This window comes from Ruminiclostridium papyrosolvens C7 (assembly GCF_000421965.1).
GTDB lineage: Bacteria > Bacillota > Clostridia > Acetivibrionales > DSM-1351 > Ruminiclostridium > Ruminiclostridium papyrosolvens_A.
Genome location: NZ_ATAY01000094.1, coordinates 91703 through 112265, shown reverse-complemented (window position 1 = coordinate 112265; position 20563 = coordinate 91703). Strand labels below are relative to the sequence as shown.

The 20563-nt window shown below is 38.2% G+C and carries 15 protein-coding genes; 7 read left to right on the top strand and 8 right to left on the bottom strand.

The genetic code is table 11. The features are described from left to right. Positions 1-123 precede the first annotated feature (123 nt). Complete coding sequence (locus L323_RS39000) at positions 124-2028, top strand: ABC-F family ATP-binding cassette domain-containing protein (protein WP_020817115.1); 1905 nt, start codon at positions 124-126, stop codon at positions 2026-2028. A 54-nt stretch (positions 2029-2082) separates the two neighbouring features. Here the strand turns inward: L323_RS39000 and csaB are convergent, their stop codons facing one another. Then, on the bottom strand, positions 2083-4320 hold the full coding sequence (csaB, locus tag L323_RS38995) for a polysaccharide pyruvyl transferase CsaB (RefSeq protein WP_020817114.1): 2238 nt from the start codon (positions 4318-4320) through the stop codon (positions 2083-2085). Between the two features lie 225 nt (positions 4321-4545). Here csaB and L323_RS38990 point away from each other — a divergent pair, with 225 nt between their 5' ends. Further along, positions 4546-5184, top strand: coding sequence for a redox-sensing transcriptional repressor Rex (locus L323_RS38990; protein WP_014315111.1), 639 nt, complete (start codon positions 4546-4548; stop codon positions 5182-5184). A gap of 48 nt (positions 5185-5232) precedes the next feature. Here the strand turns inward: L323_RS38990 and L323_RS38985 are convergent, their stop codons facing one another. Next, positions 5233-6333 (bottom strand): prephenate dehydrogenase, encoded by a 1101-nt coding sequence (locus tag L323_RS38985; RefSeq protein WP_020817113.1) that lies wholly within the window; start codon positions 6331-6333, stop codon positions 5233-5235. Next, positions 6323-7348, bottom strand: a complete 1026-nt coding sequence (gene aroF, locus L323_RS38980; RefSeq protein ID WP_020817112.1) for a 3-deoxy-7-phosphoheptulonate synthase — start codon at positions 7346-7348, stop codon at positions 6323-6325. Before aroF ends, L323_RS38985 begins: the two co-directional genes overlap by 11 nt. A 442-nt stretch (positions 7349-7790) precedes the next feature. Here aroF and fusA point away from each other — a divergent pair, with 442 nt between their 5' ends. The 4 genes from fusA (at position 7791) to proB (ending at position 12559) form a co-directional block, all read left to right on the top strand. After that, positions 7791-9875 (top strand): elongation factor G, encoded by a 2085-nt coding sequence (gene fusA / locus L323_RS38975; protein WP_020817111.1) that lies wholly within the window; start codon positions 7791-7793, stop codon positions 9873-9875. 150 nt (positions 9876-10025) lie between these two features. After that, on the top strand, positions 10026-10892 hold the full coding sequence (locus L323_RS38970; protein WP_020817110.1) for a hypothetical protein: 867 nt from the start codon (positions 10026-10028) through the stop codon (positions 10890-10892). 83 nt (positions 10893-10975) lie between these two features. Continuing rightward, positions 10976-11668, top strand: coding sequence for a phosphatase PAP2 family protein (locus tag L323_RS38965; RefSeq protein WP_020817109.1), 693 nt, complete (start codon positions 10976-10978; stop codon positions 11666-11668). A 72-nt stretch (positions 11669-11740) separates the two neighbouring features. Further along, complete coding sequence (gene proB / locus L323_RS38960) at positions 11741-12559, top strand: glutamate 5-kinase (RefSeq protein ID WP_020817108.1); 819 nt, start codon at positions 11741-11743, stop codon at positions 12557-12559. Positions 12560-12618: 59 nt separating this feature from the next. Here the strand turns inward: proB and L323_RS38955 are convergent, their stop codons facing one another. Further along, positions 12619-15183: a transglycosylase domain-containing protein gene (locus L323_RS38955; RefSeq protein ID WP_020817107.1), complete on the bottom strand. Its 2565-nt coding sequence runs from the start codon at positions 15181-15183 to the stop codon at positions 12619-12621. A 235-nt stretch (positions 15184-15418) separates the two neighbouring features. Beyond that, on the bottom strand, positions 15419-16267 hold the full coding sequence (locus tag L323_RS38950; RefSeq protein WP_020817106.1) for a M23 family metallopeptidase: 849 nt from the start codon (positions 16265-16267) through the stop codon (positions 15419-15421). Between the two features lie 230 nt (positions 16268-16497). Here L323_RS38950 and L323_RS38945 point away from each other — a divergent pair, with 230 nt between their 5' ends. After that, a complete protein-coding gene (locus L323_RS38945; RefSeq protein WP_020817105.1) occupies positions 16498-18810 on the top strand; it encodes a methyl-accepting chemotaxis protein in 2313 nt (770 codons plus the stop codon). A gap of 178 nt (positions 18811-18988) precedes the next feature. Here the strand turns inward: L323_RS38945 and L323_RS38940 are convergent, their stop codons facing one another. The 3 genes from L323_RS38940 to L323_RS38930 form a co-directional block, all read right to left on the bottom strand. Continuing rightward, positions 18989-19348 (bottom strand): phage holin family protein, encoded by a 360-nt coding sequence (locus tag L323_RS38940; protein WP_020817104.1) that lies wholly within the window; start codon positions 19346-19348, stop codon positions 18989-18991. A gap of 92 nt (positions 19349-19440) precedes the next feature. Continuing rightward, entirely contained in the window at positions 19441-19890 is a 450-nt protein-coding gene (locus tag L323_RS38935) for a GerW family sporulation protein (protein ID WP_020817103.1), read from the bottom strand. After that, entirely contained in the window at positions 19875-20417 is a 543-nt protein-coding gene (locus L323_RS38930; RefSeq protein ID WP_020817102.1) for a hypothetical protein, read from the bottom strand. The genes L323_RS38935 and L323_RS38930 overlap by 16 nt, the downstream gene beginning before the upstream one ends. Between the last annotated feature and the right edge of the window lie 146 nt (positions 20418-20563).

Genomic DNA, 20563 nt, shown 5'->3' with positions numbered 1-20563 from the left:
ATAACATAACCCGGCTTTTTTGCTGTAAACGGACAAACTAAAAAGACTATCCTTATAGGGGTATAGTTTGTTATAATAAATAAAAACTCAGTAATACAAAATACTAGCAAATGGAGAACTACGGTGATAGTACTAAACTGTAATAATGTTGATTTTTCATATGGTACAGAAACCATTTTAAATAATGTTTCCTTTAGTCTACAGGAAAATGACAAGGTAGGGCTGGTCGGTGTCAACGGTGCCGGAAAGTCTACCTTGTTCAAGCTTATAATCGGTGAACTGCAGCAGGAAAACGGAGAAATATTTATTTCAAAAGATCTTAATGTAAGCTATTTAAAGCAGAACTCCGCGTTAAACTCAGAAAATACGCTATGGGATGAACTTCGTGATGTTTTCAGGGAGTTGGTTGAAATGGAAAAGTCAATCAACAGGGTGGAAAAGGAAATAAGTTCTACTACGGATCAGGAAAAGCTGGAATCACTTATGAAGGAATACAGTCGTCTGACTGAACGCTTTTCATATATGGGAGGCTTTGAGTACAACAGTCGTATAAGGGGTGTGCTGCGAGGACTTGGCTTTGAAGAACATGAGTTTGATTGTAAGATAAGCATTTTAAGCGGAGGTCAGAAAACAAGGCTTGCTCTAGCAAAGGTACTTTTGGAGGAACCGGACATACTTATGCTGGACGAACCTACAAACCATCTGGATATAGCAGCGGTAGAGTGGTTGGAGGATTATCTTAAAAGCTATAAAAAATGTCTTTTTATAATATCCCATGACCGTTATTTTCTGGATTCTGTAACAAGCCGGACAATTGAGATAGAAAACTGTACAAGCACAGTTTACAATTGCAATTACTCAAATTACGTAAAGCAAAAGGCAGTAAACCGTGAGATTCAAGAGAAGCACTATATACAGCAGCAAAAGGAAATAGCCCGTCAGGAAGCCTATATAGAGCAGCAGAGAAGGTGGAACAGGGAAAGAAATATAATTGCTGCCGAAAGCCGTCAGAAGGCGCTGGACAGGATGGAAAAGATAGAAAAGCCCAGCGACTTGCCATCTACTATCAGGATAAAATTCAGACAGACAATTGCAAGCGGTAATGATGTTCTGGATGTAGAGGATGTTTCAAAGTCATTTGACAATAAGGAGCTTTTTAAAAATGTCAGCTTTAAAGTAAAAAAAGCTGAAAGGGTATTCCTGCTCGGGCCTAACGGGTGCGGAAAATCAACACTTTTAAAAATACTGGCAGGAAGGCTTAAGGCATCCTCCGGCAGATACAACTATGGGGCAAAGGTCAACCTTGGCTATTACGATCAGGAAATGTCTGATTTGAACGAAAACAATACTGTTCTCGATGAGGTGTGGAGAGTAGACCAGAAGCTTATTCAGTCAGAGGTCAGAACGGCATTGGGTGCGTTTCTGTTCACAGGTGAAGATGTATTCAAGAAGATATCCGTTCTAAGCGGCGGTGAAAAGAGCAGGGTTGCAATGCTCAAGTTGATTTTCTCGGATTCCAACTTTATAATCCTTGATGAACCTACAAACCACCTGGATATAAATTCGAGGGAAATTCTTGAGGATGCCCTAAGTAGCTATGAGGGAACTCTTTTGGTTGTTTCACATGACAGATACTTTATAGACAAACTGGCCACCAGAATTATTGATATAGGGACAACTCCTGCAATAGACTGTTTTGGAAACTATACTTATTTTACCGAACATTACAAAAAGAATGTTGCTTCGGTACGAAAGGAGCAGCCTGTACTTTCAGAGGCAAAACAGAGCCACATTGCGACAAAAGAGGAGCGCAGCAGAATACGTAAGCTTGAAAAACAGCTTTCCGACACTGAAAAGACTATTGAGAAAACTGAAACCCGTTTGAAAGAGTTAGAAGAAGAGATGGTCAGGTTTGCCACCGACCATGAGAAGCTGCTGGAATTGAATGAGGAACAGCAACAGGCCCAGCATAAGCTTGAAGAGTTGTATGAAGTTTGGTCTGAGGTTACAGAGCAGCTGGAAGCATAAAAATCATTAAAAAAACACGCAGCCAATTTGAACTGCGTGTTTTTAAGTATCTTCTTAATCAGATATTAATTCAATTGCGTAGTGTGAGTTCTCACGGGCTTTACTTATAAGACCTTCCACGGAGCTTTCCAAAACAGCCTTAATCGGCTCACGATTCTGCATGACATTATCAATTTTCGAGCGCAAACGTTCAAAAGTGATTTCCTTAACATTTCCGGCAGATGGTTGATTAATATACTCTAAAAAACCGTCGACCTTTGGCTGATAACTGATTCCCATAAAGGGGACTTTCAAATAAGCCGCAAAAATTAAAGCGTGAAGCCTCATGGACACCATGATATCCATTTTATGTATTACGGAGAATGTTTCCACAACATTGTGATTATTGCTTATAATATAGTTTTTAGTTTTCATTTTAGAAATTATGTTTTTAATAGTATTAATGTCAACATTGTATTCCATTGGGATGAATACAGGTTCCAGACCATATTTATTAAAAACGTAATCTGCGGCTTCTGCAATAGCCTGTTCGTATTTCACATGCTGCTGTTCTTCAAAACCGGGACATCTTCGTACTGAGAAACCCGCATATTTTTTATCAGGGGACAAACCTGATAAATTGCGGCTGTCATTAAGCTCATCAGGGTTAATATTGACGGCAAAAGCAGCATCGGCTGTCAAAGCAATTTTAGGCCCGGAAATACCCATTTTTTTAAGTTCGTTTAAGGAAAATCTTTCTCTTACGGTAATTACATCGGCCATATTCAATATCTTACGGGAATGTTCTGTATTACCTGATTTATTTATTGGGCCAATCCCATTTGCGTAAAACATTATTTTTAACTTTAGCTTTTTTGCAAGCCATGCTGTTCCGAGATAAAACATCAGGGAGCGTGAGCTTGTACTATCCTGAATTATATTACCTCCGCCGTATACAAAAAGCTTGGCCTTCTTCATTGATGAATAAACCTTGAATATATTTTTCCTGTTTATGGCGCTGACACCGTAATTGCGGGCGGTTTCCAGAGGATTTCTTGATAGTGCAAGTATGGATATGCCGGGTTTTTGTTCCTTTAAATTGTCTACAATAGACCTGAGCATTGCATCATCCCCGATATTACCAAAGCCATAGTATCCGGATACTATTACATCATACTTGTTACCTTTTGCTTTGTTTAAAACATCCCTTTGTATTTCTGTATAGATTTCAAGCTGAGTTTTGCACATGGCATCCAGAGAGAAGTTCTTGTAGGCCTTTTCGTAAATTCTTTTTCCGAATTCTATCCGTTTTTCATGGTCTAATGACAGTTCCAGAAGATATTCGGCAAGAGTGCTATAATCAAGGGGTTCAAAAAGGTAACCGTTTACCGAGGAATCTATAAGGTCTGGAATTCCCCCAACTCTGCTGCTGACAGTAGCCTTGGAAAAGCGGGCACCTTCTAAAATGGAATATGGAAAACCCTCGCTTATAGAGGTTAATACACTTATGTCAATGATACTCATTAATTCGTAGGGGTCATTGAGCCAACCAAGGAAAAATACATTGTTTTCCAAACCCAGTTGATGGCATCGTGCTGTAAGAGACTTATAATCTTCTCCATCTCCGCCTATAAGGAATTTTACATTAGGATTTTTCTCAACAACCAGCTTTGCTGCCTCTAAAAGAGTACTTATGCCCTTGACAGGGGTCAATCTTGCTGCGATTCCCACAAGTATATCGTTTTTATTCAATTGAATTCCGTATTTTAAAGCAAATTCTTCTCTGGAATAGTCATTGAGCTTTTTATCAAAATCTATTCCGTTAAGAATTGTATATATTGAGTTTGTGTCAAAGCCTCTGTCTATAAGCATTTTTCTGAAAGCAGAGGTAACGACAATATAATAATCCAGACTGTGAAGCACCCATGAATTGAATAACCCTATAGAAAGCCTTTTAGGCAGACTTTGGAGATAATCAAGTTTATAGTCGCTGTGCATTGTTGTTATTACCGGTATATGGCAGGCTTTTTTAATAGCGTAGGCAAAAATATTTGCCTTGGCACCATGTGAATGAATAATATCAAAGTTATTCTTTTTTACAAACTGTATTGCGTTGCGTATATCTGTAATTATATTAGAGGACTTTATAACTTTTACGTTTATTCCCATTGCACGGGCTTCATCTGCAAAGGCTCCCGGTCTGAGACTAAGAAGAGTAACATCTATATGGGAAGTAAGCTCCTTTACAAGTGACAGGACATGTACTTTAGCGCCTCCAACATCCCCTCCGCCGATTAAGTGCAAAACCTTCATTAAAATTTCTCCTTTAAAAATCTTTTGTAAATGACACAAGTACTATTTTATCACAATTAACAGTGTGACACTAACCTATTTTCTAATCAACAAGTATAAAACCGTAATAACAATGTTAAAATAAAACTAGGAGATGTAGCATTAGTCAGTAGAGGCTTGATATTGACAATAAAATAACAAAGATGATATAATACGAACACTAATAATTATGAGGTGAAGATTTTAATGGCTTCAAAGAAAATTTCCATGGCTGTAATAAAAAGACTTCCCCGTTATCATAGATACTTGAATTATTTACTTGAACTTGGTATTAAGAGAGTGTCTTCTAAAGAGCTAAGTAGCCGTATGGGAATAACTGCTTCCCAGATAAGACAGGACTTAAATTGCTTTGGCGGTTTCGGACAGCAGGGATATGGATATAATGTAGAGTCTTTATATAATGAGATAGGTAACATATTGGGTATTAACAAGACATTTTATTGTATTATAATTGGTGCCGGAAATATGGGACAAGCATTATCCAATTATGAAAACTTTATAAAAAGAGGATTCAAAGTAATCGGAATTTTTGATGTTAATCCTGAAGTAATAGGTAAAAAACTCAAAAATCTTGAGGTTATGAATCTTGATTTACTCGAGGAGTTTATACTACATAACCCCGTTGATATTGCAATGCTTTGTGTTCCGTACAGGGAGACAGCCACCGTTGCTGACAGAGTTGCCCGGTTGGGGGTAAAGGGATTGTGGAACTTCTCACCTATGGATTTAAAAATACCATACGATGTAATAGTGGAAAACGTACATCTGAGTGACAGCCTTATGGTGCTTGGATATAAACTCAATGACAAGTTTGAAAGAGAATAATAAGAAAGCCGGCATTTTATATGCCGGCTTTTGTGTGGCCTAAAAAAGCTAATCTTTTCTGAATACCATGTATGAAGAAGCTTCTAGAATTTCAAAAGCTTTATCCGTATTTGCCTGATCAGATAGGGTGATTTTAAGGCATCCCTGCTCATACTCGCGGCTGTTGGATACATTTATATTTTTAATGTTTATTCCGCTATTGCCCAGCAAAGTTGCTATTTTTCCAATAATTCCGGGCTCATCGGTAACATCTACAATCAGCTCAAAGTTTTTTGGAAGCAGCCCGGTAGCAGTATTGGAAAAACCATCCCTGAAGGCTTTAGCATTATCAAAAAAACTGTATATTTCTTTATTTCCAACTGATTTGATATTGTCTATCATACCGTCAACTATAAGTTTAAAATCTTCTAAAAGCTTTACAACAACAGACCCGTTGCTTATAACCACGTCCTCCCACATGGAAGGATTTGAAGATGCAATTCTGGTAATATCCTTGAACCCTCCTGCCGCAAGAAGCTTCACAAGGCCTTGGCTGTTTTCATTATTTTTGGCAAGAGACACCAATGCTGAAGCTATGATATGAGGTACATGGCTTATGCATCCTGTGACTGTATCGTGTTCTCGGGAGGAAACCACTATAGGTATGGCTCCTATCTTTCTAAGGAACTTTTCCATGGTACTTATGGCATCTTCACTGGAACTCTTTGTCGGTGTCAAAACATAGTAGGCATTTTCAAACATATGAGCAATTGAATTTATATAGCCCGATTTTTCTGTTCCGGCCATAGGGTGCCCTCCTACAAATAGGGGAGGGTTTTCAAGCTCATTAATGTAATTGAACAATTCTCCTTTGGTACTGGCTACATCTGTCAAAATGCAGCCTTTTTTTATTTTATTGGATAATTCATTTACATATTCTATGGTTTTGCTGACTGGAGTACAAATGAAAATGATATCGGAATTCCATACCTCATCACAACAATTATTAAAACCCTTGTTTAAAACTCCTTCTTTTTCAGCTAATCTAAGGGACTCGGTACAATTGTCAACTGCATATATTTTTAAATCTGTAAACTCGTGCCTGAACGCTTTGGCTAATGAACCACCAATAAGTCCAAGGCCGATAATAGATATACTTTTAACATCCATAGTTAAACTCTCTCTCCAGAATTGGCGCAAGCTTACTTATGTCTTTGCAAAGTGAATCAAATTCGGATGGCTTTAACTGCTGTGCTGCATCAGATAAAGCACACATTGGGTTCGGGTGTACTTCAACTATAAGGCCGTCGGCACCTGCTGCTATAGCAGCTCGAGATAGCGGGATTACATACTTTGACTTTCCGGCAGCGTGGCTGGGGTCAACGATTATGGGCAGATGGCTCATGTTTTTAACTACTGGAACCGCACTTAAATCCAGAGTATTCCTAGTAGCTGTTTCAAAGGTTCTTATTCCTCTTTCACAAAGAACAACATTGTAATTGCCTTCACTCATTATATATTCAGCAGCGTTGAGCCACTCGTCAATAGTAGTTGCAGAGCCTCTTTTCAGAAGTACCGGCTTCATAGATTTTCCAATTTCCTTCAAAAGCTGGAAGTTTTGTACATTACGTGCCCCAACCTGAAACATATCCACATATGGTATAGACAACTCTACTGCCTTATCACTGGTTACTTCTGTGATTATCTGCAAGCCTGTTGCATCCTTTGCTTCTTTGAGCAGCTTCAGTCCTTCTTCTTCAAGACCCTGAAAAGCATATGGAGAGGTTCTTGGCTTAAAAGCTCCTCCTCTTAGGAACTGGGCACCGGACCTTTTTACTGCCTGTGCAGCTTCAATTATCTGTTCCCGGCTTTCTACGGCACATGGGCCAGCCATGAGAACCAATTCCTTACCGCCTATTTTAACGCCATTTACATCCACAACACTGGGTTCAGGCTGAAATGTTTTTCCTGCCAGCTTGAAGGACTCCACGATTGGAACCAGCTTTTCCACCCCAGGCATAATTTCAAGAGGAATGTCACGGAGAACCGTCTTATCACCGATTATACCGATAATAGTTCTTTCGGTACCCTGTGATACATGTACCCCCAACCCTGAATTTTTGAGGACATTGATGACATCATCAATCTGCATTTGATTTGACTTTGGATTCATTACAATAATCATTAAAATTCAACACCTTTCTACCGTTTTACGTTTATTAAAATCAGAAAAACACCGTTCTACCATATCACAAGGGCCCTAAGCCCTTTTCATATAACCAATCATTTATCTTGATTGCTATATTAACCTATATTATATAGCATCATTAAAAAATTATAAACAGCTATAAGCTACAAGATTTTAAAATTTTTATTATATAAAAAAGGTAATTTTGTACTGATATAGAATAGATAATAATAAATATAATTTATATTTGTTATTCTTAAAATTTAATAAACGATATTTTAACCCTTTTATTCTGTTTCACTTTACTTTTTGTATTAAGGTTCTATACAAATGAGAACAGGCTATAAAGCCGGTATGTATGACCCGGATACGATTTCCGCAGGGAAACTCGGTTTATTATACAGGTGTGAAATAATTGTAAAAATAAGGGGGAATGATTATGAAGGACTATTCCGTGCAAAAACTACGGAACATATGCCTCTTGGCACATGGTGGGGGAGGAAAAACTACTCTGGCAGAGGCTATGATGTTCAATACCGGTGTATTGGATAGATTTGGAAAAGTTGCTGACGGGACTACAACGTCTGACTATGATCCCGAAGAAATTAAAAGAAAAATATCTATAAGTACTTCTATGGCACCTTGTGAATGGGTGGATCATAAAATCAATGTAATTGACACTCCCGGATATTTTGACTTTGTAGGAGAAGTAATGCAGGGCATCCGTGCTGCAGAGGGCGCAGTAATAGTTGTTTCTGCAAAAAGCGGCGTTTCCGTGGGAACAGAAAAATCATGGACTTACGCCAAAGAATTTGGTGCAGCCAGAATGTTCTTTATTAATAAAATGGATGAAGAGAACGCCAACTTCAATGCTGCCTATGATAAAATGCTGGACACTTTCGGCAACAGCGTTATACCATTCCAGCTTCCCATCTATGAGGCTGATAAATATGTTGGTTATGTAGATATAATCAATATGACTGCGAAAAAATTCCAGAAGGATAAATTAACAGATGCAGATATTCCTTCGGATTTAACAGATAGAATTTCTCAAATAAAAAACTCACTTAATGAATTAATAGCTGAAACTGATGAAGCACTTATGGAAAAGTTTTTCAGTGGAGAAGAGTTTACGGCTGAGGAACTGCAAAAGGGTATAAAGGCAGGTATCGCCGATGGGACAATAACACCTGTATTTTGCGGGTCTGCTTACCAAAATCTGGGAGTTAAGGAGTTAATGGATGCCATTGTCTCTTTTATGCCATCGCCCGAAGCTGTAAAAGTCAAGGCTCAAAAAGCAGGAAAGGATGAATTTATTGAAATAAAGCCTGATGCATCCGCACCTCTCGCTGCACTGGTATTCAAGACTATCGCCGACCCGTTTGTAGGTAAGATCTCCATGTTCAGAGTTTATTCAGGAACTTTGAAGGCAGACTCTTCTGTTTTTAATTCTACAACAGAGAGGTCGGAAAAAATCGGTCAGATTTTCATTATGAGAGGTAAAAAGCAGATTCCGACAGATAGGCTTATAGCGGGTGACATAGGTGGAGTTGCAAAACTGGCCGGAACAAATACCAACGACACTCTTTGTGATCAGGCAAACAAAGTCATATTGGATAAGATAGTTTTTCCAGACCCGGCTATTTCAATGGCAGTGGAGCCAAAAGCCAAAGGAGACGAGGAAAAAATCAGCTCTGGTTTACATAAACTACAAGACGAAGATCCTACCTTCAAAGTCTCAATTAATACGGAAACCCATCAAACCCTTATATCAGGTGTAGGAGAACAACATCTGGATGTTATTGTCAGCAAACTTAAAGCTAAGTTCGGAGTATCAGTAAATCTAGTTAACCCTAAAATACCTTACAGAGAAACAATAAAGAAAAAAGTCAAGGTCGAAGGAAAACATAAGAAACAGTCCGGAGGACATGGTCAGTACGGCCATGTATGGATTGAGTTTGAGCGTGGTGATACAGAGGACCTTGTGTTCCAGGAAAAGATATTCGGAGGTTCTGTACCAAAATCGTATCATCCTGCCGTAGAAAAGGGTTTACGGGAAGCCATCGTACACGGTATTCTTGCAGGGTATCCAGTTGTAAACCTTAAAGCGACGTTGGTTGACGGTTCATATCATGATGTGGATTCTTCGGAAATGGCATTCAAAATAGCTGCAAGACTTGCATATAAAAAAGGCTTGCCCATGGCTTCACCCGTATTACTGGAACCAATTGTACATGTAGAGATTTATGTACCTGAAAAATATATGGGAGATATAATCGGTGACCTGAATAAAAGACGTGGAAGAATTCTTGGTATGAATCCCATGGATAATGGGCAGCAGCAGGTTGAAGCCGAGGTTCCTCAGTCCGAAATGTTCAAGTATGCTACAGATTTGAGATCCATGACCCATGGCAGGGGATACTTTAAGCTATGGTTTGAAAGATATGAGGAAGCTCCGGCTATAGTTGCAAACAAAGTCATTGAAGAGGCCAGAAAGAATATGATTGAGGAGGATGATGAGTAGTTAATTTTATATAATTGAATTTTTGCAGGGCTGATTGTTATGGGTGGGTTCCCAAAACATCAGCCCTTTTGCTTTGAAAACTATTGACTCAGACTTGCTTGTAATATAAGGTAATTATGTTGGCTAAAACCAATTTATAAGGAGGATGCTATGAGTAGAGATATTGTTTTAAGTAATGAGCGGCTTTCCGCTGAAATATCATACCCCGGAGAAAAATATAATGGCTCCAGATTTGACTGGTCTGGGTTTATTACTCAGGTTACATTAGACGGAAAGCATACTTTTTGCGTAAAAGAATCTTTAGAAACGGGAAAGGGTTCAGGAGGCTGCGGACTCTGCGGAGAATTCGGAATACGTGAGCCTGTAGGCTATGATGAAACTCCCGTGGGAGAATACTTTCCCAAGATTGGAGTAGGCCTATTGAAGAGGCCTGATATGGAGCCTTATGACTTTTTCAGAAAATATGAGGTGAAGCCCCTTGATATTAATGTAATTATCCATAAGACTTCCGCTGATTTGTCAGCGGTGATGCCCATACACAACGGTTATGGCTACATATATAAAAAAAGTATAAGTTTGTGCCAGAACAGGTTGAAGATAACCTATTTATTGGAGAACACCGGGGAGAAAAAAATAAGTACTACTGAGTACTGCCACAATTTTATAGGAATAGACAATAATAGTATCGGAAGCAGTTATTCATTAAAACTTCCTTGTGATATACATCCAGAAGGTGTCAGCGGCGAGATTATTGTTAAAGATAAAGAAATCTCATGGCCTGACAGCTTAAGTGGGGAATTCTACAGTCAGTTTAAGGATTTTGATTGCTGCGGAAGCAGTACGTGGGAGTTATATGACAGTGAGTCAGAAGCTGGTGTAAAGGAAACAGACGATTTTGTTCCACAGAAATTTGCATTATGGGGCTCAAAACATGTTGCAAGCCCGGAGGCATTCGTTAATATCCATATTGAACCGGGTGAAAAACAAACATGGTCAAGGGAGTACGAGTTTCTTTAAATTTCCTGCTAAAAAAGTAAACAATTTCTCAAAATCTGAGTATAATTAGTTGTTATATAGAATATTCTGATGGAGAAAAATTTATGACTAATAATTTTTTAAATCGAGACAATTTGCGGGTGTATTTTCGCAGGATACTGCTGATGTTATTAATACCAATGGCACAGGGGATATATTTTTTACTAAATGTTACTACCAAAAACGCACACGATGTAACTATATTTCTGGATAAACTGATACCATTTAATGAATGGTTTATAATACCATATGTATTCTGGTATTTGTATACCTTTGGGGTTCTTCTTATTATGGCATATTATGATGAGAAAACTTATCACAAACTTTTGTTCAGTATATTGGTTGGTATGTTCGTTTGTTTTGCAATATACTATATCTATCCAACAACGGTTCCACGCCCGGTGGTTGCACCTGACAATCTGCTAAAAAAGGCAGTACTTATTATTTACGGGAATGACAGACCGTATAATTGTTTCCCAAGCATCCATATGCTGGACACTATTTTGATAACAATGTTTACATTAAGGTATGGTAAAGGGTTGCTTATGAAATTCTCGTCAGTAGCAATATGTATTACCATATATATGTCTACATGGTTCACTAAGCAGCATAGTATTCTTGATGCGATTGCATCTACGGTTTTGGGAATAGCACTGTTTTTGATCTTTGAAAATCGGTATGTGTACGGTAAGCTTGAACATTTTGTAAGCTCTTATTCAATCAGAAACAAAAGTGCATCATATCAGGAAGAAGTATAGTGGAAAATATCAAGGATTTATTATATAATCTAGAAGGTGTTTCGATTTTTTGTATAAGGGGTATTGATAAAAATGTGTTTCAAGAGACAGAAACTTCAGGATGCACAAAGGATTGTCATTAAGGTAGGTACTTCTACTTTGACATATGAGACCGGGAAAATTAATTTTACTTGTATAGATAAGCTGGCAAGAATTATTTCAGATTTATCAAATCAGGGTAAAGAGGTAGTACTGGTAACTTCAGGAGCAATCGGGGTAGGCGTTGATAAGCTCAAATTGCCCGAAAGGCCTAAAACCATAAGGGAGAAGCAGGCCGTTGCAGCTGTAGGACAATGTGAACTCATGCATATGTACAGTAAGTTCTTTTCAGAATACGGACATATTGTTGCTCAAATTCTACTGACACGAGACATAATGGGCGATGATAAATGCCGTAAAAATGTTGTTAATACATTTGAAACTCTTTTAGAAAAGGGTATTGTTCCTATAGTAAATGAGAATGACTCTGTTTCTACAGTTGAGCTTAAAGTCGGACAAAAGGATACCTTTAGCGAAAACGATACACTGTCTGCTATTGTAGCAAAGATTATAGAGGCTGATTTACTCATAATTTTATCGGACATAGATGGTTTTTACGATTCTGATCCTAGGAAGAATCCCGATTCCAGGATGTTATCCGTTATAGATAAAATTACCCCTGAGATTGAGGAGTGTGCCGAAGGTGCGGGAACCAAACGAGGCACAGGAGGAATGGTAACAAAGCTTAGTGCTGCAAAGATAGCTACAGGTGCAGGGGTGGATGTGGTACTCACAAACGGTAGTCACCCCGAAGCAATTCTTGACATATTAAGCGGAGAACAGGTTGGTACACTGTTTATTGGATTAAAATAGACTTTTAGTTTAATAAAAAAATGCTTTGTCATTATATATGCAAAAGACATTTTTTATGTCTATGGAATTATATCATCAATGTTATCTGTGTTATTTGAGTTGTCCGAAGGATTACCTCCGACACTGTTAGTTGGTTTGCTTGGCGAACCATTGCCTCCGGGAATAACATTGCCGGAACCACCGTTGCCTGTATTAGGAGATGGAGTTGCCGAATTATTCGGTGGAGTTACGTTAGTGGTTCCTCCTCCATGCTTGGTACAATACTCCTCCTCCGATAACTGATAAATCCAGTCCTTGATTGTTGCCGACAAGGAGCCTTTTAGCGGGCTCTTCGGCAAATACGGTACAGGTCTCTTTATAAATACCCGTTCCTTTACCAAATTGGGGGGACAGAATGGATTTGCCAACAACGGACGTCCGTAAATATCTTTTGAGCTTGTATCCACTTTTGCAAGAATGTGAACATCACATGTATCAGTTGGCTCAGTACCTTTTGCAAAATACTCCGTCCTTATTGCATTGCCACGAGGATCACCACTGCAATTTGGACCCACAAGCTTGCCGGAATAAATACATATCGTCTTCTTTACCAATCCCTGAGGTTGCGGGAAGTCTTTTGGCTCAAGCTTTGCATGTGCCCTGTTCATGACTTTATTCCAAAGGCGCAATGCCTGATAAACTTCTTGACCTTTCAGAGTCTTATTGTAATTGTATCCGTACCAGGTAGCACCTACATAATATGGTGAATATCCCACAAACCATTTGTCGTAGGTATCGTTGGTGGTACCGGTTTTACCTGCGGTAGGAATTACCTTACCTGTAGAATTCTTAACAGTTCCAAGTCCTCCGCCTATAGCAGCAGTACCGTTTGTTACAACGTCTCTCATCATGCTTGTCATAAGGAATGCGGTTGTTTCCTTGTATGCTATATTTCTCTTCTGGTCTGCTTTCTTATCCAATATAACGTTACCTTTATCATCGGTTACCTTTGTGTAGGATATCGGTTCCAGATAAACTCCCTTGTTGTCAAAGGGGACATATGCAGCAGCCATAGCCAAAGGGTTAACTCCCTCATTCAATCCTCCGAGGGCCATTGATACATAACCTTCCTTTGGTCTGTCTATATTAACCTTTTTCAGATAGTTTATGGAATTCTGAGCTCCCAATAAATTCATCCATACCTGAGCTGCTACAACGTTCTGTGATTTTTGGATAGCTCTCCTGATTGTGAGAAGTCCTTCATATACGCCTGTTTCCGCATTCTTAGGATATGGTGTAGTAGGATGTTCTTTATCAAGATATACAGGTACGTCATCTATTACTGTAGATGGTGTTATTATACCAAGGTCTATAGCAGGCCCGTAAACCGCTATAGGCTTGAAGCTTGAACCCGGCTGTCTCTTCATATCCGTAGCCCTGTTCAGGGTAAAATTAGCTTTTTTCTCGCCATATGCACCGTACATACCACGGATTTGACCTGTAGCAGGATCCATAATAAGCATCGCTGCCTGTGCCTGCATATCAGGATTGCTGATTTTTTCATTGGCAGTGAAGTTTTTGGGGTTTGTAAATTCCTCGTTCATTATTTTCTGAATGTTACTGTCTTGTGTTGTATAAATCTTCAAACCGCCGTTATAGAGCTTTATAGTAGCGTTATTGCTGGATAAATTGTATTTCTTCATCAAGTCGTTTTTAACCTGTGTCAGTACATAGTCCTCAAAATAACTCTGGACGTTATTATCCTTTTTGTTACCTTCACTTGTGCCCTTATAGATTTTTAATGGCTCGGCCACTGCTTCGTCATGTTCATTCTGAGTAATATATTTTTGCCTCAGCATTTCATCAAGGATTATTTTCTGACGTTCTTTGTTTGCAGCCTTTGTTTTTTCACTTAATGTGGGATCATATGTTCCCGGAGATTTTGTAACACCTGCAATGCTGGCACATTCTGCAAGAGAAAGATCTTTTACATCCTTGTTGAAGAATTTCTTTGCTGCTGCCTGTACACCCCAGCAGCCCAGCCCTGTGTTTATTCTGTTCATATAATTGTCAAGAATCTGATCCTTTGACATCTTTTTTTCCAAATCCATTGCCTGCCAGGCTTCCTGAACTTTTCTTTTAACTGTAGAATCAGTGTTTCCCGTTATATTCTTTACCAGCTGCTGAGTAATGGTACTTCCGCCGTAGTCAGCGTTACCGAATTTAACGATATAGCTTAGTGCAGCACCTATAAAACGCTTTTTGTCAACACCATCATGACTTTTGAATCTTGAATCTTCTATTGCAATAAATGCATGTCTCATATTATCGGGTATTTCAGAATGCTCGGCAAGTATTCGGTTTTCTCCGCCTTTGACCTGTGCGATCTCCTTGCCATCCTTGTCATATATGAAAGTTACTTTCGTCATTTCAAGCTGATCCGGTGTAATCGGCGCTGCAGTCTTTATGTATCCGAGAACGGCCCCGCCTAATACACCACCAACAACACACCCTAAAGATATGAGGATAACAAACACTGTTTTTATAACTGCAAGGGTAAATTTAGAAGCTGGAGACGAAGGGGTCTTTTTCTTCTTCTTTTTTTGCTTATCCGTCCCTGATGCAGCCTTTTCATTAGCTTTCATAATATCCTCCTTAAATTAATACGTTTTGCTCACAATATTATATCATAAAACGATTTTTAGTACATATTATTTAAATGTTAAGAAAATGCCCAAAGCAAAGGGACGAAACTATACTAATGGCTTGGCTTTACCATGTATATAGACGTCCCCGGTTTAATAGGAATTTCCCTTTTATAAGGATATTGGTAAAATTTAAAGTAATAATTACAATATTTCCCGAATTAGCTTTGCAGTGCTATTGTGGTGAGGGTTTGAATTCAACATATTTGACCGGATCTACTGCGGTATCGGCTATTCTTATTTCAAAATGCAGATGAGGTCCGGTACTTCTGCCTGTACTGCCTACCAGTGCTATTTTCTGGCCCTTTTTGACAATTTGACCGGCTTTGACAAGTAGTTTTGATGAATGACCGTATATTGTTTTAAAACCGTTACCGTGGTCAATTATAACATGTTTTCCGTAGCCGCCGGAGAGGCCGGAGTATATTACCTTTCCCGAAGCCGCTGCCATTATCGGGTCACCTGTTTCCGCATCAATATCTACGCCCTTGTGAACAGTTCTGATGTGTGTAATTGGATGGTTTCTCATCCCGAAGGGGGATGTAATTCTACCCTTTGCCGGAATGAAAGAAGGCAGTGCATCAATAAATTCCTCAAGCTCATTGTTTGATTTTTCAAGTTCCAACGTCAGGGCGTTATTGCTGTTAAAAGCCATATTCATATTTTTTACAAGGTTGTTAAGTTTTATTATATCTTTTATCGTGTGATTTGCACTTTCAACGGAGGTACCTCTGCTGGATTTTTTTACATAGCTGCCTGATATCTTAGTATACGTTTTTGCAAATTCTTCAAGTCTTGTTTTAAAGTTGGTCTGGTCGGATTGGAGAATCCTTATTAATTCCTTGTTCGCTTCTTGCACTTTATTTTGTTGTGCCAGTGTTTTGGACATATTCCGGACCTGCTCGCCCAAAACATTGTTGGTTTTCTCCAAACGGGCAGATTTGGCATTAAGTAAGTAAATTACCGGCAATATAAGAAGTAGTATAATTACCAAACACCATGTGGGTTTAAAAAATTTTCTCATTTGAACCACCATTCTACTAATATATGTACTAGGATTATTTCCAAATTTCTTATGAAAATAACCTCTCGCTACTACATATATGGCATGAAGATACGCTTTTGAAATATATCTATCTCTAAGCCAAGAAAAAAGTGGCGAAAAAGGTAGTTGAATTAAAGGATTTTATTGCTAAAATGTAGAACTATTTTATATTCGGCTATTTTGCATTGAAAAGTAGGAGGTTGTCATATATGAAAAATATTAAAAGCACAATTATCGGAGCATTTTGCATTGTTATTGCAATCTCGCTAATTTCATCTGCGATTTCTTTTTTTGGATATAGAAAAGTAATTAATTCTGTTAATAATATAGAAGCTAATAAGTCAAATCAGGATTCGGTACAGGAACTCAACGGGTTGTCTGCTCAAAGACAGCAGGTTTTAACCGATATTGTAAATTCTCTTAGTGATGACAGTCAAGCTTTTGCAGACATAGGAAACAAGATGGATGCAGCATTAAATACTTTGAAGAGCGCTAAAATAAGCGCTGAGGACAAAAAGACTGTTGAGAAACTGGACAGTATTAACAAAGAATATATAAGTTTATATAATGATAAAATCAGTCCTAATGTCAAAACCTTTGAAAACAAAGGCATTGAGGATTTCTTAAAGGGTGTTCAGGATAATTTTGATGAAATGCAAAACATTGTAAATGAGCTGCAAAAGACAACGGCGAAGCCAATTGAGGACAGGTCCGTAAGGCTTACGGATGATATTACGGAGTTGAACAGAATAATCGGGCTGGTAGATTCGGATTCCGGTTATATTGATAATCAGTTTACGGAGATAAAAAAGCTATTAGCTGATATTCTGACTTATTTCAACACAACAGGAAGTGATGTTTCAAACGTTCAGGACAATGATTATAATGCAAAAATAGAAGACCTTGAACAAAGAATTGCAGCGGTGGCCGCCGCCGGCCAGAATATTCTGGAAAATACAAGGTCAACCCAAGGCTTTGACAGGGTCTGGAATATGAAGAAAGTTGCGGGAGATTTACATATCTATAATGAGATTTTGGACACAGCTGTATTAATAAACAGAAACAATGCAATTTTGTTATATTCTGCGTCGGGCAGTAAAGATTCATCCTCTGAGTTTAAAAAGAACAAAGCGGATATTGAAATAAAATTGGCAGACCTTTTGAAAAACGGTCTTGCTTCAGAAAAAATTAAAAGGCTTAATACCTTGAATAATTCCATAGACAGTACTGCACAAGAGATATTTAAGAGAGCTGCAATTCTTGAGAATGGTGGTATTTCAGACGGATATAAAAGTATGTCTGAACTCAATAAATCTTTTCTTGATAATTTAGATAAGCTAAGAGTTTCTTTTAACAATTATTTTTCTGATGATATAAAGTCTTCTGAGAAAATTAAGCATGCCATATTCTGGATAATCATTATTATTACGCTGATTTCTATTATTATCGGTATGTTGATTGCATTGCTTTTATCCAACAGAATTGTTAAGCCTATTCACTATCTGTCAAATATTCTTTCAAAGGTTGAAAAGGGAGACTTAACCGTAAGGGCTGAAATTGCTGCTTCCAATGATATAGGTAAATTGGGCAAGCAGGTCAACAATGTGATTGACGGACAACAGAAAATGGTTGAACAGTTTAAGGATACTGGCAGTGAAATAAGCACTTTAAAGCAGAGAGTTAAGTCTCTTGTTGATCAAAACAGGACAACTATGGAGAAAATTTCTGCAACAAAGGCTGCTGACAGGGAAGGGTTTGTACTGGATACCGAAAGCATAATTTCCGGTGTAAAAACCGTAACCGAACAGGCACAAAAGGCAGTAGGGGATAGTGTCAGGGCGGTGGAAACAGCCAAGTTGAAGGAAAAGACGGTTGAAGAGGCAGAAATGTTTATAAGCTCTGTTAATGAAACTGTTCGGTCCATTGCAACATCCATTGGAAATCTTGAATCCTCATCAGGAAGAATTGGAGAGATTACCAATACCATTACTCAAATTGCTTCTCAGACAAACCTGCTGGCATTGAATGCTGCAATTGAAGCCAATAGGGCAGGAGAGCAGGGAAAGGGTTTTGCGGTTGTTGCGGATGAAATAAGAAAGCTCTCCAACTTAAGCAATAGTTCAGCAGCTGAAATAAAGGAGCAGATAAAAGAAATACAGTCAAGTATTAACACTGCTGTTAACAAGATGAATTCAGGTTTGTTGGGAGTTGAAGATGGGGCAGCCAGAATAAATGAAGTCAAGAAAGGTATTGGAGAAATAATTCAATCTATTAGTAATGTTTCAGATACCGTTAAGGCATCTGCTGACAAAGCATATACTCATTATCAGACAGCCAGAGAGTTTGTTGACGCTGTAGACAAAATTGCATGTGGAGTTTCAGACAATTCCACGGAATATAAAGATTTTGACTCTATTATTCAGATACAAGCAAAAACTCTTAGCGATTTGGATGAAATCTCTATGCAGCTACAAGATGCATCTACAGACCTTTTCAAGATTTCTGAAAGTGTTAAGGTATAGGAAATGTATGGAAAATAAAGGTATAAACAGTATATAATATGGAATAATTTATATAACGGCATACTGATTCAATAATAATCTTATCTTTCCCTTGTGAGAGGGATTTTTTTTTATTAGGAGCGGCCTTTAAAAAAAGCCGCTCCTAAACGTCATTTTTGCAGGTATTCCTCTATGGTATCTACATACCACGTCCTGGAATAATTGCATCGACTACACCATATACCAGTGCAGCAATAACAGCAGCAAGGAGTGAGATATTATATCCAGGTACTATAAACTTGATAACATAAATGATAACGGCTGCCAATATGAAGCCGGAAATTCCACGGCCGAAAGGAGTTGCATTTACACCTGTTATCTTGTTTACTGCCCAGTCCAGTACTGCCAATACTACTGCTGCAAGCAATAATGAAAACCATGATGAAATCGAAAAACCTGGTGTTAAAAATGCTGTGATTGCCAGAATGACAGCTCCGATTACTATACGCAATATGAGATGTCCTAGGCCAAAACCTTGTCTGTTTTCTACTTTATCCATGGTATATTGTCCTTTCATGTTAAAAGATATTACTTGCTATAATAGTGTTACACGTTTATTCAGTACATATTCAGTAAAATATTGGTCTAAAATTATTGCTGACTTTGACTGCTTTGGGATTGTTGTCCCTGCTGCTGTTGACCTTGTTGCTGCTGTTTCCCCATGGAACCCATACCTGAGATTATCTGAGGTATTTTATCCATAAGTTGGCTTGTAGCGGTAGGGCCAACCTGAAGCATTGAAACGTTGTCCTTGTCTACGATTATTACTGCATCTGTACAAAGTTTTGCTCCCAGTCCCAAAGCGCCTCCTGCCATGTTGTTGGCCATACCGGAGGTAGTGCCGCCTGCTTGTTCTTTTGTACTGGTGCCGTGGTTTTTGCTAGCCGTATTACCTGTTCCATAGCCAAGAGTTACTGAGACTACAGGAATAAAGGTTTTATCCCCATGTGTAACCGGCTTTCCTATTAAGCCTTCATTCTGAGTAAAGTCTTCAAGGTTTGAAAATAAAGCAGTTACATTCTGATTCATGTTTGTATCCATTGTAAGTCCCTCCTGTAAAGTCTTCGTATTTTAAATATTTTCATAATAGCCGGACCCATGTACATTTTGGCTGAAGCATTTAAATATACGTAATCTTTATCTGCAAGAAAGTCCGGTTCGTTTTCAAAAGTACTTATATTGATTAATTGCGAAACCATATTTACAGCTCCGCAAGTAATACCTGTATCAAAGGGATTACTAAAACCGTAATGTGTACTGACCTTTATATCTTCAGGTTCTATAGCTCTCAGATAATCCATACTGTGGCCTTTACCAGATTTTTTCTTTAATGTCCTTTTTAATACATGCTTCCCAAAAACATGAATGTTTAAAATCGGGTTGCTATTTTCTAATGTAATCCGTGCCATTATGAACGGATGAAGCCATAAAGCTGTTGCTTGTAATATTGAATTATCCGTATCCAGTACGAAATCAGTCTTTAACGGTATAATAAACAGTAATATAATTAAAATTGCCAATACTGCACTAATTGCTGAAACTATTAGAGAAACTATAATTAATACCAATTAAAAATAACCTCCATATATAAAGTTTGTTTACAATTTTATAGATTTGCCTTGATAAAAAGTTTTATTCTATCAATATTTACATAAAAAAACTACAAAATGCTAAATATAAAGAAAAGCACTCCGTAGTTTTTACCTTTTGGAGG

Excerpts from the sequence above, each read along its gene's own strand:
- csaB (WP_020817114.1), bottom strand. The coding sequence starts at position 4,320 with ATGAAGGTTTTGCACTTAATCGGCGGAGGGGATGTTGGAGGCGCTAAA.
- L323_RS38990 (WP_014315111.1), top strand. The coding sequence starts at position 4,546 with ATGGCTTCAAAGAAAATTTCCATGGCTGTAATAAAAAGACTTCCCCGT.
- L323_RS38985 (WP_020817113.1), bottom strand. The coding sequence starts at position 6,333 with ATGGATGTTAAAAGTATATCTATTATCGGCCTTGGACTTATTGGTGGT.
- aroF (WP_020817112.1), bottom strand. The coding sequence starts at position 7,348 with ATGATTATTGTAATGAATCCAAAGTCAAATCAAATGCAGATTGATGAT.
- fusA (WP_020817111.1), top strand. The coding sequence starts at position 7,791 with ATGAAGGACTATTCCGTGCAAAAACTACGGAACATATGCCTCTTGGCA.
- L323_RS38970 (WP_020817110.1), top strand. The coding sequence starts at position 10,026 with ATGAGTAGAGATATTGTTTTAAGTAATGAGCGGCTTTCCGCTGAAATA.
- L323_RS38965 (WP_020817109.1), top strand. The coding sequence starts at position 10,976 with ATGACTAATAATTTTTTAAATCGAGACAATTTGCGGGTGTATTTTCGC.
- proB (WP_020817108.1), top strand. The coding sequence starts at position 11,741 with ATGTGTTTCAAGAGACAGAAACTTCAGGATGCACAAAGGATTGTCATT.
- L323_RS38955 (WP_020817107.1), bottom strand. The coding sequence starts at position 15,183 with ATGAAAGCTAATGAAAAGGCTGCATCAGGGACGGATAAGCAAAAAAAG.
- L323_RS38950 (WP_020817106.1), bottom strand. The coding sequence starts at position 16,267 with ATGAGAAAATTTTTTAAACCCACATGGTGTTTGGTAATTATACTACTT.
- L323_RS38945 (WP_020817105.1), top strand. The coding sequence starts at position 16,498 with ATGAAAAATATTAAAAGCACAATTATCGGAGCATTTTGCATTGTTATT.
- L323_RS38940 (WP_020817104.1), bottom strand. The coding sequence starts at position 19,348 with ATGGATAAAGTAGAAAACAGACAAGGTTTTGGCCTAGGACATCTCATA.
- L323_RS38935 (WP_020817103.1), bottom strand. The coding sequence starts at position 19,890 with ATGGATACAAACATGAATCAGAATGTAACTGCTTTATTTTCAAACCTT.